Raw genomic sequence first — 15,129 nt, forward strand, 5'->3', positions numbered from 1 at the left:
TTAAATAATTTCAATAAATTGCTTTGATTGCTCGTCTAAGGCTTCAGCAGCAGATGCTATTTCACTAAAGTCATTTGCTGTGACAGTAATTTGTTCATTTGTTTTATCTATTTTTTCTGCTATTTTTGTAATACTATCAGTCACCTGACCAATTTCTCGCTCAATGCCCTCCACATTATCCTTCACTTCTGAAATAGATTGTTCAACTCTTACAGAAAGCTTACGTACCTCTTTCGCCACTACATCAAAACCTCTTCCATATTCTCCAGCCCTAGCTGCTTCAATAGCTGCATTTAATGCCAATAAATTAGTTTGTGAGGCAATTTCTTGTATAGTTTTGACAATCCCTTTAATAGAATCTGCTTGTTTCTGAAGCTGTACAAGATTACTTACATTTTCATTTGATTCCTTTGAAACCACTTTAATGGTTTCTAGTAGATCTTGGCTATTTTGAATGCCCGCCTCTGAACGCTGGTAAAGCTTATTAGACATGCCCTTCAACTTGTCGGCAACACTAACTATCTCATGTTGGCGTTCGGTGATATTGGTAGCTATTTTGGATACACCTATTACTTTTCTTGTATTATTTGCGAAGACAGGCATATATGTCGCTTCCAGCCAAATTATATTCCCTCTAGCATCAATTCTTTCTATTTTGTCCTGATAGCTGTTTCCTGCCGTTAGGTGACGCCAAAATTTATCGTACTCCATACTATTAACGAAATCTGGCAAACAAAAGTCTTTATGATGTTTTCCTAGCATTTCCTGCACTGTATAGCCTAATGTTTGAGCAAATAGTTCATTGACATACGCTACTCTTCTATCCATATCGAAGCGGATAATAGCTATATTGCGTTCAATAGCCTGTACTACTAAATCATCGGTTACTTGAGCCTCTACACTATGCATAAAGAACACCCCATCCGTTACTAATTTTTTACTTAAAATTTAATTTTATATTACATTAATTATGCCTCAGTGTAATTGCAGCAGATGTTAGTGTACCTGCTGCATCAAGATAAAAAACATGGAGAATGTTCATCCATGTTTTTTTAATAAACGTAAAATCCCTTCAGAGGTAGCCGCTACACGTAAGAACTTCTTTTGCTCTGCACGTATAAAGCCTTCCTCTAGCATTGTTTTAAAATGCTGTAGAAGTGCATCATAGAATCCATGGACATTATATAAAATGACAGGTTTTGTATGAAGGCCAATCTGAGCCCAAGTAAATACCTCAAAATATTCATCTAAAGTCCCTGCGCCACCTGGCAGAGCAATAAAAGCATCGGCTAACTCGGCCATTTTAGCTTTACGAATATGCATAGAGTCTACAATATGAATTTCTGTTAATGAGGCATGGGCCAATTCACGCTTTTGTAAATGTGTTGGCATCACACCAATCACTTCTCCTCCAGCTGCTAAAACAGCATCGGCTACCTTCCCCATTAGGCCTGTTTTAGAACCACCATAGACAACCCCGTGACCGTTTTTTGCCAGTGCTGTACCAAGCTCAGCAGCTTTCTCTGCATAAATAGGACTTTTACCCAAACCGGATCCGCAATACACTGCGATTCTTATAATAATCCCTCCTATTCAAAAAACGTGAAACAATCGGCTATATATTGTCTCACGTTTTTTGGTCATTTATTTTACTTTTATTTTCGTAAATGGCTTGTTTGTTTTAGCATATGACTGATACGGCTTACAATTGATTCAATGGCATCAGGATTTTTTAATAAATCATAATCATTAATATCTAAACGTAGAACTGGACAAGAATTAAAATTATTTATCCAATTTTCATAGCGTTCATGCATTTCTATCCAATAATCATTCGGTGTTTGTTGCTCCATTGTACGTCCTCGCTCTTGAATACGCCCAATAACTGCATCAATAGGTCCTTCAAGATAGACAAGCAAATCTGGATGTGGGAAATAAGGTGTCATCACCATTGCATCAAACAAATTTGTATAAGTCTCATAATCTGTTGGGCTCATTGTTCCTTTATCATAATGCATCTTAGCAAAAATGCCAGTATCCTCATAAATAGAACGATCTTGTACAAATCCTCCACCATATTCAAAAATACGCTTCTGTTCTTTAAAACGCTCTGCTAAAAAGTAGACCTGTAAATGAAAGCTCCATTTTTCAAAGTCCTCATAAAATTTATCAAGGTATGGATTTGTGTCTACTTTCTCGAACGAGGTACGAAAGTTCAGTGCCTCTGCTAAAGCCTTTGTCATCGTCGATTTTCCTACCCCAACAGTACCTGCAATCGTAATAACCGTTTGTGGTGGAATATCGTACTTCTCTCTTAAATTCATTATTGCAAACTCCTTTGTTGTAACGTATCTTTAATTATTTTTAAAACATGATTTAAATCATTGGGATTTTTTACAAAATCAAGTTGATCTCCATTAAATCGGATAACTGGAATTTCGGGATGCATGCTCTCAAAATGCTCGATAAAAGAATGATAGTCAGCCACAAGCTGCTCCATGTAATCACGTGAAATCATCTTTTCAAACTCTCGCCCTCGCATGGCGATACGCTTCATTAATGTCTCAACGCTGGCATGTAAATAAACCACTACATTTGGAACAGGCATGTCTTTCGTTAAAATTCTATAGATCTCTTCATACTTCTCGTATTCAGTTGGTGCCAATGTACGCTTCGCAAATATTAAATTTTTAAAAATATGATAGTCTGCTACAACAGGTTTGGCATGTGCTAAACGAAATTTTTTAATATCGGTTAGTTGCTTATAGCGATTACAGAGGAAGAACATTTCCGTTTGGAAACTCCACTCCTCAATGTTTTCATAAAACTTATTTAAAAAAGGGTTTTCGTCTACAATTTCTTTTAATAGATGGTAATTAAATGTCGCTGCTATCTCTTTCGATAAAGAGGTTTTACCAACACCAATCGGACCTTCTACCGTAACAAATGGAACCGTCACCAGAAGCTCCTCCTTTTGTTCTATGGATTCGATCATTGTGTCCTACATAAAATGAATCAGTACCTTTCATTTTATCATAGTAGGAAAATGAAAAACAGAATCAACCTATTGTTCTAGTAAATTTACCTGGGATATTCTTCTCATGATGACATAGAAAAAAGACATCGAGAATCTACTTCCCGATGCCTTTATACTTATTTATAATTTCACTCGTTGTAAACGAAGTGCATTTAATACGACCGAAACTGAACTAAAGGCCATCGCTGCGCCTGCTACCCATGGAGCAAGCAGACCGAGTGCAGCAATTGGAATACCTAATGTATTATAAGCAAATGCCCAAAATAGATTTTGTTTAATATTACGCATTGTTTTTCTACTCATTAGAATGGCATCCGCGATACTATTTAAATCTCCACGAATAAGCGTAATATCTGCAGCTTCCATTGCCACATCTGTCCCTGTACCAATTGCCATCCCAATATTCGCTGTTGCTAAGGCAGGTGCGTCATTAATACCATCACCAACCATCGCTACTTTTTTACCTTGAGCTTGAAGTTTTTTCACTTCATCAGCTTTACCTTCTGGTAAGACTTCTGCAATAACATGATTCACGCCTACCTCTGTTCCAATTGCTTGAGCAGTACGCTCGTTATCACCAGTCATCATGATGACCGTAATACCCATATCCTGTAAACGACGAATAGCTTCTTTTGATGTATCTTTCACGGTATCAGCCACAGCTACTAAACCTGCATATTGCCCATTGATGGCTGCTAACATGGCTGTCTTACCATTTCGTTCTAGTTGCTCCATTGTTGGTAAAATATCATTAATACGAATATCATATTGTTGCATTAATTTACGTGTGCCAATGATAACACCTTGACCTGAGACATTTGCCTGCACACCATAACCCGGTATTGCTTCAAAGAACTGAACGTCACCTAAAGCTATGCCGCGTTTTTCTATGCCTTGAACAATGGCTTCTGCTAGTGGATGCTCTGACTGCTTCTCTGCTGCCCCGATTAAGGATAAAAAACGTGCTTCATCTTGCTCTGGCGCTAACAGAACATCTGTAAGCTCAGGTTTACCATGTGTCACTGTTCCTGTTTTATCTACAACAACTGTATCTATGCCTTGTGTTTGCTCTAAATGTTCTCCACCTTTAAATAAAATACCAAACTCAGCTGCACGTCCAGAGCCTGCCATTATTGAAGTTGGTGTTGCTAACCCAAGTGCACATGGACAAGCAATGACAAGAACTGCGATTAATACCTCTAAAGCAGGTGTAAATTCCCCTGGACGGACCCAAATAATCCAAATTAAAAAGGTTACAATGGCTATGCCAACAACAATAGGTACGAAAATCCCTGAAATCTGATCTGCTAAACGTTGAATAGGTGCTTTCGATCCTTGAGCATCTTCGACCACTTTAATAATTTGTGCTAATGCTGTATCACGTCCAACCTTTGTTGCAGTCATTTTAATAAAACCATTTTTGTTAATAGTTGAGCCAAATAATAGATCACCTTGCTTTTTATCAACTGGTAGACTTTCTCCTGTTAGCATCGATTCATCAACAGCTGTTGTCCCCTCTATTACCTCACCATCTACAGGAATTTTTTCACCTGGTTTCACTAAAATAACATCGCCAATGATAACTTCTTCTAATGGGACCTCCTTTTCTATACCGTCACGTACAACGATTGCTGTCTTTGCCTGAAGTCCCATTAGTTTTTTTATGGCTTCAGATGAGCGTCCTTTTGCCTTTGCCTCAAATAATTTACCTAATAAAATAAGTGTAATTAATACAGCACTCGTTTCAAAATAAAGATGTGGACCATGATGTGATCCTATCGTTACAATCGCTTGATAGACACTATAGAAATAGGCCGCTGATGTCCCCATCACAACAAGCACATCCATATTTGCACTACCATTGCGTAATGCTTTATATGCCCCTACATAAAATTGTTTACCAATAATAAATTGCACTGGCGTAGCCAATACCATTTGGACCCATGGATTCATTAGAAATTCTGGAACATATAAAAATGACGTAAAGGAAAAATGACCAACCATCGTCCAAAGCAGTGGTAAAGAAAGTATTGCCGATAAAATAAATTTATGTTGTTGCTGTTTGATAGCTTTTTCACGATGATCCACTGTTTCCCGCTCATCTGCCTTTTGATGTGCCCCATAGCCTAGCTTCTCAACTTTTGTAATGATATCTGCGATGGATACTTCCGAAGGATTAAACTCAATCATCGCTTTTTCCAGTGCTAAGTTGACATTAGCAGAGGAAATACCACTTAGTTTATTTAACCCTTTTTCAATGCGAGTCGCACAGGCTGCACATGTCATACCTGTAATATCAAGTTCAGCTTTTTGTTTAACAACACCATAGCCAAGTGCTTCTATTTTCTTTTCAAAATCTGCTTCACTTAGTTTAGTTGGGTCATATTTAATAGATGATTTTTCAAGTGCTAAATTTACTGTTGCATGTTCTACACCATCCATTTTATTTAACCCTTTTTCTATTCGAGTGGCACAGGCCGCACATGTCATCCCTGTAATTTGCAAATTAGCTTCCTTATGATCAGAACTCATTTACCTTTCACCTCTCCTTATACCAACTAGGGGTATATATTTTTGAAAATAAGAGAGTGCCACAGAAGCACTCTACAAATTTTATTTTACTTCATAGCCTTGATCATCAATTGTCTCTTTAATTTGATCAAGTGATACTTGTGCATCGTCAAATGCAACATCAACTAAACCTTCTGCTAAATTTACTTTTACTTGTTCAACACCAGCTAAAGCACCAACGTTTTTTTCAACCGCGTTTACACAATGACCACATGACATTCCTTGTACGTTTAATGTTACGTTTTGCATAATAAAATCTCTCCTTTTGTATGTTTTCAATCTATTTTTTCATTAACTTTTGAATCGTTATTACTAACTCATCTAATACTGCTTCATCGCCCTCTGATAGACGATCCACAACACAGCCCTTTAAATGACCTTCTAATAATATTTTTGCCACACTATTTAATGCAGATTGTGTAGCAGATAGTTGCGTAATAATATCATCACAGTAAACGTCTTTATCAATCATTCCCTTAATACCTCGAATCTGACCTTCAATTCGATTTAAGCGAGTTGTTAAATCCTTTTTCACACGCTCAGGGTGATGACTTTTTCGGCAAGACGTAGCTTCCTCTGTATGACAAGCTTCTTCTTTTACTGTCTCCTCCATTCACTACACCTCCTATTTGTAATTATCATACTATACCCAAGAAGGGTATGCAAGTCATAAAAAATTTTATTTTTCATCGTGATGATGTTCATGGTCATTTTCTAATTTACATAAAATAGAATTATCATGTCGATGTAAGGATGTTTCTAATTGAATTGATACATGCTTAATGTCCTTATGTTGAAGATTATGTTCAATTTTCCGCAAGATATGCTCACTCTCAGCTATTTTCAATTGATCATTTACAACCGCATGACAGGATAATGCATTCGTTCCACTAGTAATTGTCCAGATGTGTAAATCGTGGATACTTTCTATTCCATCAGTCTGCTCTATTAACTGAATAATCTCCTGAACATCTACATTTGAAGGTGTCCCCTCCATTAAGACATGAATGGAGGCTTTTGTGACATGGTAGCCACTTCGTACGACCAATAATGCAACAATAACGCTTGCAAGAGGATCTGCCCAGCCCCAGCCAAAAAACATAATTAATAGTGCCGCAACAATAGCTCCTACAGACCCTAGCATATCACTTAGTACATGTAAAAATGCTCCGCGCATATTTAAATTATCCTTTGTATCACTTCCACGCATCATAATCCAGGCAACTAAAATGTTTACGAACAAACCAATTATACTAATTATAAGCATTCCAGTTGTAGCTACTTCTGGTGGGTTTGTAAATCGTTCAATTGCTTCATAGAAAATAAATAATGCGATTCCTATTAATGTAATGCCATTCAATACTGCAGCTAGAATCTCAAATCGTTTATAGCCGTATGTCTTACTATAGCTTGCAGCTTTTTCCCCAAACATAAAAGCTAACATTGCTATGCCTAAAGAGATAGAGTCGCTTAACATATGCCCTGCATCTGATAAAAGAGCCAAACTATTTGTTAAAAAGCCACCAATGGCTTCCACTACCATATACCCTGTAATAATAATAAACGACAGTAATAATACCTTTTTATTTGCACCATGTGTATGATCATGGCCATGGTCGTGTTGATGTCCCATTGTTATTCCCCCATTTCATTTTAGTTATGAGCCGCATGCTCAATAGCCTGCTTCAATAAATTCATAATGTGATCATCGTCCTTAGAATAATATATGGTTGTTCCTTCTCTCCTAAATTTCACCAATCTTAAATTTTTAAGAAAGCGTAATTGGTGGGAAACGGTTGATTGGCCTAAATCTAAAATTTCTGCAATATCATTAACAGAATGTTCATCTGAACAAAGTAAGTTTAAAATACGAATTCGTGTTGGATCACTCAAGGCTTTAAAAGTCTGAGATACTACAAATAATGTCTCTTCATCTAAATGCTGATCAATATTTTTTTGCATTTCTGAACTGTTTAATTTTTCATCCATAGAAGTTTACCCCATTCTTCAATATTTATATATGACCATGTGTTCATATATAAATATATATGGATATATAAGGAATGTCAACAAGTATTTATGCTTCGACATATTACATATCAATCGCTTACGCATGGCTGCAATGATTTTAGATGAATATAACATCCGAAAAGAAGTTAAAAGTAGCAATTACCAATTCAGCACGCTACACTACTGTTAAGGAGAGATATGAGTGGATATTTTTGACGCAGATCGTTTATTTATGAAACAAGCATTAGAGGAAGCTCAACAGGCTGCATTACTTGGGGAAGTACCAATTGGTGCAGTACTTGTTTATGAAGGAAAAATCATTGCACGTGCGCATAATTTAAGAGAAACAACGCAAAATGCAACAACACATGCGGAGCTGTTAGTGATTCAAGAAGCCTGCAAAAAAATAGGGAGTTGGCGACTGGAGGATACTACTCTTTATGTTACATTGGAGCCTTGTCCAATGTGTGCAGGAGCCATTCTCCAATCACGTGTACCCCGAGTTGTTTATGGGGCAAGAGATCAAAAAGCTGGCTGTGTAGATTCTCTTTACCATTTATTAAATGATGAACGCTTTAATCATGAATGTGATGTAACAGAAGGGATTTTAGCCGAGGAATGTGGTCAAATTTTAACAGACTTTTTTAAGGCATTACGAGACCGTAAAAAAGCTGAGAAAAAAGCACGATTAGCTTCCAACGATGTAAATGGTCTTTAAAGAAGGTGCCTCCTAATGAGACACCTTCTTTAATATTTAAGGGAATGGCGATATATATGAAATATGTCGTAGCAGCGACCATCTTCATAACTAATTTATTGAGCTTGAATAGTGGATTGTGTAAAAACACATTCTCCTTCGATATATGTAGCGAATGGTTTTACATGCATAAGCTGGTTATGTGAAAGCGTCAGCAAATCGTCTGTTAGTACAACAAAATTAGCTTCATAGCCCTCTTTTAACTGACCAACGTTCTCCATACGAATCATCGTCTTGGCATCAGCTGTGTATAGCTGTAATGCCTCCTCTACAGAGATTTTTTCTGCGGTACCTAAATCTGTTCCATCATAGGCTGTTCGTGTAACAGCTGCTTGTATCGTAACAAAGGGATTAGCCGCTTCTGCCCATGATGTAGCAGGCGCATCTGAAGAGAGCGCTGTCGCAATCCCCCTCTTGAGAAATGTTTGTACACCATATAATGTCTGTGTTTTTTCTAGCCCTAGATTCTCTAAATAACTCTCAATTTCACAAAATAAGAAGATGGGTTGTGGCACAAAGCCTATCCCCCATTCAGCAGCTTTTTGCAAGGCACTTTTAGATGGCATGGCTGCATGCTCAATACGAACAGACGGTGCATCTGTTAACCAAGCCTTTTCCTCATAAAATGTGTCGACAATTAGATCAATGGCTCTGTCCCCCATTGCATGAACCACTAATTGAATACCATATTCTTTTGCTACCGCAGCAGCCGCTAGCAGCTCCTCTTTCGAAGTCATCGCTATGCCTTTTTCATCACTTCCCAAAAGTGGCTCAGAAACAAGTGCTGTACGGCCTGAAACACTGCCATCCGAAAATAGCTTAATGCCTCCGATATAGGCTCCTGCAGAACGATCAATAGTATTTGCTGTCAACAGCTCATATCGTTGAATATCTTCCCAGATATAATAAACTGCTACGCGTTGCTTAAAACCTTTTTCTCGGGCTTTACGATACAGGCCTAAATAATCAATTGGTGCTACCGTGGCCATTAATTCTGTAATACTTGTTACACCATAGGATGCCAAAGTTTGTGATAGCTTTAGAAGCCTTTTGACAATCTCTTCTTCAGATGGTGTAGGTAAATGCTGTAGTACTAGATTACGTGCATTTTCACGCAGTACGCCTGTAGGTTCTCCATTTTCATCCCGATCGATTTGTCCACCCTGTGGATCAAGCGTATCCTTCGTAATACCTGCGATTGCTAATGCTTTACTATTAACCGATATAATATGACCACATGTACGCATAACAATGACAGGTAACTCTGTAGAGGCACGGTCTAAGTCCTCTTTTAAAGGCGCTCTTTTTTCCTTTAGTTTCCCTTCATCATAGCCCCAGCCTAATAGCCATCCCCGCTGACTTGCATCATAGTTTGCTAATGCATTAATTATATCCTCAATAGAATAAATATATGGAGGTAAACAAGCCACTTGTTCCATAACATCCGCTAACATAATCGGATGCATATGAGCGTCAATAATCCCAGGAATAATGACCTTTCCTTGTAAATCTATTATTTCTCCCTGATAGGGGGGTAAATCTTCCTGTTGTCCAATCCAAAGTATCTTTCTTCCTTCGATTACCATAGCAGTTGCAGATGGCTGAATAGTATCTGCTGTATATATCTTTGCGTTACAAATAATTTGCATCATTTTTCAACTCCTATTTCTTCTATACCAAAAGTAGATTTTTCAGGATCTTCTGCTTTCAGCACCTTATGCAAAATAGTACCGATAATAAAGCCAACAATAGATGGCATAATCCAAGCAAATCCACTAGACTGCAATGGTAAATGCATGACCAACTGTGTCACACCAGGTATCGTAATTTCATAGCTAGCAAATGTTTCAACGACGCTTACTAGAAATGCAAATAGCACAGTTCCTTTATAGGCTCCTGCATTTGGGACAAAACGATCAAAGGCTCCCAGTAGCACAAGTACAATAATGACTGGATAAATTACCAAGAAAATCGGCAATGTAATTTCGACGATGGCACCTACACCTAAGGAGCCAATAGTTGCGCCTACTACACACATAATAAAGACCCACGTTCTATAGCCAAGCTTCTCTTTTGTTAGTTCATTTAAAAACTGTGAGGATATGACCATGACACCAATCGCTGATGTTAAGCAGGCAAAAACAACACATATAGCTAGTAACGCTTTACCCAAATTACCAATGACACTAAAGGCAATGCCCGCTAATAGTTCTGTATCACTGCCAGGATTTGTGATGATGCCACTACTTGTAGCCCCTAAATAGAGCAGGCCACCATATACTGCAATTAACCCTATTGCAGCAATAGCCATTCCACCAAGCGCGACCTTTTTAGATTGTTTCCCTTTATAGCCATAGCCCACTATTGCTGCTAAAAAGATTGGCGCACAAAGAATACCTGTTCCCACATCTCCTGTTTGATAGGCTGCTATTATGGAGTTGGCAAAAACCCTTTCTGCTCCTGTATTAATTGCCGCTCCTATTGGGTCTAATACCCCTTTACCAATGAGGATAATAAGTATAAGAACAAGAACAGGCGTCAACCATTTTCCAATCTTATCGATCACATTTGATTGGTCCATCGCAAAGTAAAAGCAAATCGCGAAAAATGCTAATACTGACACAATTAAAGGTACGTTCGGAATAATTTGTGATACTCCTAATTCATGAGTTGTCGCTGACATCCTCGGTATTGTGACAACCATCCCAATACAAACCATCATGACCGTATTAAAGGCTTTATAAAACCAATTTCCGATTGGTCTTGTGAGCGCTTCCACAGTTCCCCCAGTATTATAAATTGCATACACCGCAAGCACAGGTAAAATAACACCCGTTAAGCTAAAGCCCATCAGAGCGGAGATCCATGATTCCCCTGCACTATTTCCTATGGAAGGCGGAAATATTAAATTCCCAGCACCAAAAAATATAGCAAATAAGGCTAGCCCCACGATTATCGTATGCTGCACAACTTTAGACATATCCTCAACCCCTTTATAATCGTTTACAGAAGATTTATCTAAATAATAAAAAATTTAATAACACGAAAAAAGGAGATAAATTTTTATCCCCTTTTTGTAAAATTTTTTTTACAACAATTCATATTTTAAACACTTATATTTTAGTAATTGACGAGATATACCTAAACGTCTAGCTGTTTCCGCTAATCGTCCATCAGTTTCACGCAACTTTTCCGCTATAATTAGACGCTCGTAGGCTTCCGTTAAATCTCGTAAATGTCCAGATTGGTTGTTTTGCATGATCGATTGAGTTGAATGTTGAACATTTTTTTTAATCCTCTCTGGAACATGTTCAACAAGTATTTCATCCCCAAGCAAATTATTATATGCCGATTCAAGGGCATTTTTTAGTTCACGCACATTCCCCGGCCAATGATAGGCATAAAATAACTGAATTACTTCATTACAATAGCTTACATTTTTCTGTAGTGTATGTTCATTGTAAAATTGTATATAAAAATCAAGGATAAGTGGAATATCTTCCTTCCTTAATCTTAGCGGTGGCAAATCAATTTGAAGAACATTTAAGCGATAAAATAAGTCCTCGCGTAGCCTTTTTTCAGCTAATAGTTTGTCCACATCTTCATTGACAGTAGTAATATACCGTATATCCAAGGGCTCACCATTTAACACTTTTATATCTACCGCATGTAAAAGTTTCGCCTGCAAAGATATATCCAATAAATTAAGGTGGTCAATGAGTAGCGTCCCTCCATTAGCCTCCTGTAACTTTCCACTTTTTGCTTCATTGTCCGAGCCGTATAGCTGAGTAAATATATTATCCTCTGTTAATGTTGAGCAGTTCAAAGTAATAAACGGCTTTGTATAGCGTTCACTTTCATTGTGTATGCCTTGTGCGATTATATCTTTCCCAGTTCCAGTTTCCCCAGTTAGTAAAACTGGTGCACTTTTTTGAGCACTACGACGTGCCTTTTCAAGTTGAGTTTTCATTTCGGCGTTTGTTGTAATGTAATCCTCTAAACGATAGGTTGTATGATTATCTCGATATAATTTATGTCCCAGGAAATTGTCTAAGTATTTAATTTGCTTAGTTTCATAAAAATGTTTTGAAAATTCAATGGCACCAATGGCTTTTCCATGCTCCATAATGGGATAGGTCGAACTCAGTGATAAATAACTAAAACCGTTCAATGTTGTCAGTTGTTGTTCATAGTATAAAACTGGCTGCCCTGTTTGTATGACTTGAAAAACAGTACTTGTCTCAGGTGATAAATTTTGATAATTATCAGTCACTGTGCTGTGAAAAAATTCATCTGGTGTTAAGCCGATTTCCAATAATATATTTAAATCTGCTAAATCATAAAAGATTGCACAGCCTTTATCATCTGTAATTAAAACATTATCAAATTCACTGAAAGCCTGTGCAAATTGTTGCAATTCCATGAATTTCTCCCCCTTGTCCCCATGAATATTACCCATTATAACGAATTTTCAAAAATTATGAGAGATTTCAATTTTAGCAACACAAAAAAGCTATTTTAGAACATCCATAAAGGAATTGTCTAAAATAGCTTTATCTGTCGTTTATTTTGGTGCGATTATTTCTTTACCGCCCATATAAGGTCTTAAAACTTCAGGAATTACTACGCTGCCATCAGCTTGTTGGTAGTTTTCTAGAAGAGCAGCAACTGTACGGCCAATGGCAAGACCTGAGCCGTTTAATGTATGCACATATTCTGGTTTTGCATTTGGCTCACGACGGAAGCGGATATTTGCTCGTCGTGCCTGGAAATCCTCAAAGTTAGAGCAAGAAGAAATTTCACGGTACATGTTTTGTGCAGGAATCCAAACTTCTAAATCATATTTTTTCGCTGCAGTAAAACCTAAATCAGCTGTACACATTTTTAACTTACGATATGGTAAGCCTAGTAATTGTAATACTTTTTCTGCATGACTTGTTAATAGCTCTAATTGTTCGTATGACTCCTCTGGTTTTACAAAACGTACTAATTCTACTTTATTGAACTGGTGTTGACGAATTAAACCACGTGTATCACGACCTGCAGATCCCGCTTCTGAACGGAAGCAAGCACTATACGCTGCAAAGCCTTGTGGTAAAGCTTCAGCCGGTAAAATCTCATCTCGATAGAAGTTCGTTACTGGTACTTCTGCAGTTGGAATCATAAAATAATCTGTTTCCTCTAATTTGAATACATCTTCCTCAAATTTCGGAAGTTGCCCTGTACCTGTTAGGCTATCTCGATTAACAATGACAGGTGGTAGCATTTCCTCGTAACCATGCTCCTCTGCATGTAAATCCATCATGAATGTCATTAATGCTCGTTCTAAACGAGCACCAAGACCACGATAGAATAAGAAACGGCTACCTGTTACTTTCGCGCCACGTTCAAAGTCTACAATTTTTAAATCCGTAGCAAGGTCCCAGTGTGCTTTAATATCAAAATCAAATGTCGGAATTTCACCCCACGTATATTCTTCAACATTGTCGTCCTCTGTTGTGCCTACTGGTACAGATTCATGTGGGATGTTTGGTAAACGCATCATCATATCTTTAAAGCGTTCTTCAACATTATTTAATTGTACATCTAATTCTTTAATTTCATCGCCAACCTGACGCATACGAGCAATGACTTCATCAGCATTTTCTTTGTTGCGTTTCATAACTGAGATTTGTTCAGACACTTTATTGCGTTCTGCTTTTAATTCTTCTGTTTTGGCAATCAATTCACGACGTTTTGCATCTAAGTCTTCAAAGTCATCTAAGTTTCCCAAGTCTTCATTACGTGTTAATAACATCTCTTTAATTTCCGTGAAATTCTCACGGACGCGTTTAATATCTAACATCTTCATACCTCCAATAGTTTCTTCATGATGGAAAATCGTTGCAGCGAAATGAACACAAAAAAGCCCTCATCCCTAAAAAGGGACGAGAGCTACCCGCGTTGCCACCCTAATTGACTAGACATATTTCTGCCTAATCCACTTATTTCATAACGGCATTTCAGCCGGCTACAGCCTACTTCATTCACTTCGACTGTGCAACTCCAGGACGGATTCACAAGTGCTTTTATCAGCTTCCACCAACCGCTGACTCTCTAAAAAAAACGTGCTTGCTACTACTTCCCATCATCGTGTTCAGTTATTTAAAATTTAACCATACTGTACTATATGAAAACAAATTTTGCAAGTCATACCATAGAGGTTACAAAATATTTAAGAATTCGTGTATCCTCTGTTAATTCGGGATGAAACGAACAACCCAATAAATGGCCATCTTGTGCCAAGATTATTTTCCCTTCATGTTGTGCAAGAATTTCAACACCTTTACCTACCGCTTCAATATGAGGTGCACGAATAAATACTGCTGGAATCCCTACACCTACTTTAGGAATATCTAGTTGTACTTCGAAGCTATCCACCTGACGTCCATATGAGTTTCTTGCTACAGTCACGTCCATCACAGCCAAATGTGGTTCATCTTCAATTAGATCCTTGGCTAATAAAATTAATCCCGCACATGTACCAAGCATCGGTAATCCTTGCTGTGCAAGTCCACGAATTGGCTCTAGCAGATCAAATCGATCCAGCAATTTTCTCATTGTTGTGCTTTCTCCACCTGGTAACACAAGTCCATCTAGGTTTCCTAAATCCTTTCTTTGTTTTACTTGAATTGCTTCACAACCAAGAGCTTCTAACATTTGTATATGCTCACGAACTGCTCCTTGTAATGCTAATACACCAATTCGCTTCATG

15 protein-coding genes and 1 other annotated feature are annotated in these 15,129 nt (G+C 37.7%); of the genes, 1 reads left to right on the plus strand and 14 read right to left on the minus strand.

The features are described 5' to 3' along the window. From ACMGGO_RS22575 to ACMGGO_RS22615, 9 genes are all read right to left on the minus strand, one after another. Entirely contained in the window at positions 1–909 is a 909-nt protein-coding gene (locus tag ACMGGO_RS22575; protein ID WP_016995248.1) for a PAS domain-containing methyl-accepting chemotaxis protein, read from the minus strand. A gap of 129 nt (positions 910–1,038) precedes the next feature. Further along, positions 1,039–1,578, minus strand: a complete 540-nt coding sequence (locus ACMGGO_RS22580; protein WP_369580771.1) for a TIGR00730 family Rossman fold protein — start codon at positions 1,576–1,578, stop codon at positions 1,039–1,041. Between the two features lie 77 nt (positions 1,579–1,655). Further along, positions 1,656–2,324: a deoxynucleoside kinase gene (locus ACMGGO_RS22585; RefSeq protein ID WP_004233968.1), complete on the minus strand. Its 669-nt coding sequence runs from the start codon at positions 2,322–2,324 to the stop codon at positions 1,656–1,658. After that, on the minus strand, positions 2,324–2,959 hold the full coding sequence (locus ACMGGO_RS22590) for a deoxynucleoside kinase (protein WP_004233969.1): 636 nt from the start codon (positions 2,957–2,959) through the stop codon (positions 2,324–2,326). Before ACMGGO_RS22590 ends, ACMGGO_RS22585 begins: the two co-directional genes overlap by 1 nt. 198 nt (positions 2,960–3,157) lie before the next feature. Next, the gene (locus tag ACMGGO_RS22595) at positions 3,158–5,569 is read right to left on the minus strand and encodes a heavy metal translocating P-type ATPase (protein WP_420282276.1); all 2,412 of its coding nucleotides are present in this window, start codon (positions 5,567–5,569) and stop codon (positions 3,158–3,160) included. Positions 5,570–5,650: 81 nt separating this feature from the next. After that, positions 5,651–5,857: a copper chaperone CopZ gene (gene copZ / locus ACMGGO_RS22600; protein WP_036121975.1), complete on the minus strand. Its 207-nt coding sequence runs from the start codon at positions 5,855–5,857 to the stop codon at positions 5,651–5,653. Between the two features lie 31 nt (positions 5,858–5,888). Next, positions 5,889–6,221, minus strand: a complete 333-nt coding sequence (locus ACMGGO_RS22605) for a metal-sensing transcriptional repressor (RefSeq protein WP_048390994.1) — start codon at positions 6,219–6,221, stop codon at positions 5,889–5,891. Between the two features lie 66 nt (positions 6,222–6,287). After that, a complete protein-coding gene (locus tag ACMGGO_RS22610; RefSeq protein ID WP_066037878.1) occupies positions 6,288–7,241 on the minus strand; it encodes a cation diffusion facilitator family transporter in 954 nt (317 codons plus the stop codon). A gap of 20 nt (positions 7,242–7,261) precedes the next feature. Then, positions 7,262–7,597, minus strand: a complete 336-nt coding sequence (locus ACMGGO_RS22615) for an ArsR/SmtB family transcription factor (protein WP_004233978.1) — start codon at positions 7,595–7,597, stop codon at positions 7,262–7,264. A gap of 223 nt (positions 7,598–7,820) precedes the next feature. Between ACMGGO_RS22615 and tadA the strand changes: the two genes are divergently transcribed. Beyond that, on the plus strand, positions 7,821–8,336 hold the full coding sequence (tadA, locus tag ACMGGO_RS22620) for a tRNA adenosine(34) deaminase TadA (RefSeq protein ID WP_081010911.1): 516 nt from the start codon (positions 7,821–7,823) through the stop codon (positions 8,334–8,336). Between the two features lie 95 nt (positions 8,337–8,431). Here tadA and ACMGGO_RS22625 read toward each other — a convergent pair whose 3' ends face one another. From ACMGGO_RS22625 to pdxT, 5 genes are all read right to left on the minus strand, one after another. Beyond that, entirely contained in the window at positions 8,432–10,027 is a 1,596-nt protein-coding gene (locus ACMGGO_RS22625; RefSeq protein WP_420282277.1) for an amidohydrolase, read from the minus strand. Continuing rightward, positions 10,024–11,355: a branched-chain amino acid transport system II carrier protein gene (gene brnQ, locus ACMGGO_RS22630; protein WP_054548497.1), complete on the minus strand. Its 1,332-nt coding sequence runs from the start codon at positions 11,353–11,355 to the stop codon at positions 10,024–10,026. The genes ACMGGO_RS22625 and brnQ overlap by 4 nt, the downstream gene beginning before the upstream one ends. 108 nt (positions 11,356–11,463) lie before the next feature. Beyond that, positions 11,464–12,798 (minus strand): sigma 54-interacting transcriptional regulator, encoded by a 1,335-nt coding sequence (locus ACMGGO_RS22635; RefSeq protein ID WP_054548498.1) that lies wholly within the window; start codon positions 12,796–12,798, stop codon positions 11,464–11,466. Between the two features lie 141 nt (positions 12,799–12,939). Continuing rightward, positions 12,940–14,220 carry a serine--tRNA ligase gene (gene serS / locus ACMGGO_RS22640; RefSeq protein WP_066037876.1) on the minus strand — a complete coding sequence of 427 codons (1,281 nt, stop codon included), beginning with the start codon at positions 14,218–14,220 and terminating at the stop codon, positions 12,940–12,942. Between the two features lie 75 nt (positions 14,221–14,295). Continuing rightward, positions 14,296–14,515, minus strand: a binding site (T-box leader). Between the two features lie 49 nt (positions 14,516–14,564). Then, positions 14,565–15,128 carry a pyridoxal 5'-phosphate synthase glutaminase subunit PdxT gene (pdxT, locus tag ACMGGO_RS22645; protein ID WP_420282278.1) on the minus strand — a complete coding sequence of 188 codons (564 nt, stop codon included), beginning with the start codon at positions 15,126–15,128 and terminating at the stop codon, positions 14,565–14,567. Between the last annotated feature and the right edge of the window lies 1 nt (position 15,129).

Origin of the sequence: Lysinibacillus sp. BNK-21 (genome assembly GCF_048684915.1) — a bacterium.
GTDB lineage: Bacteria > Bacillota > Bacilli > Bacillales_A > Planococcaceae > Lysinibacillus > Lysinibacillus capsici.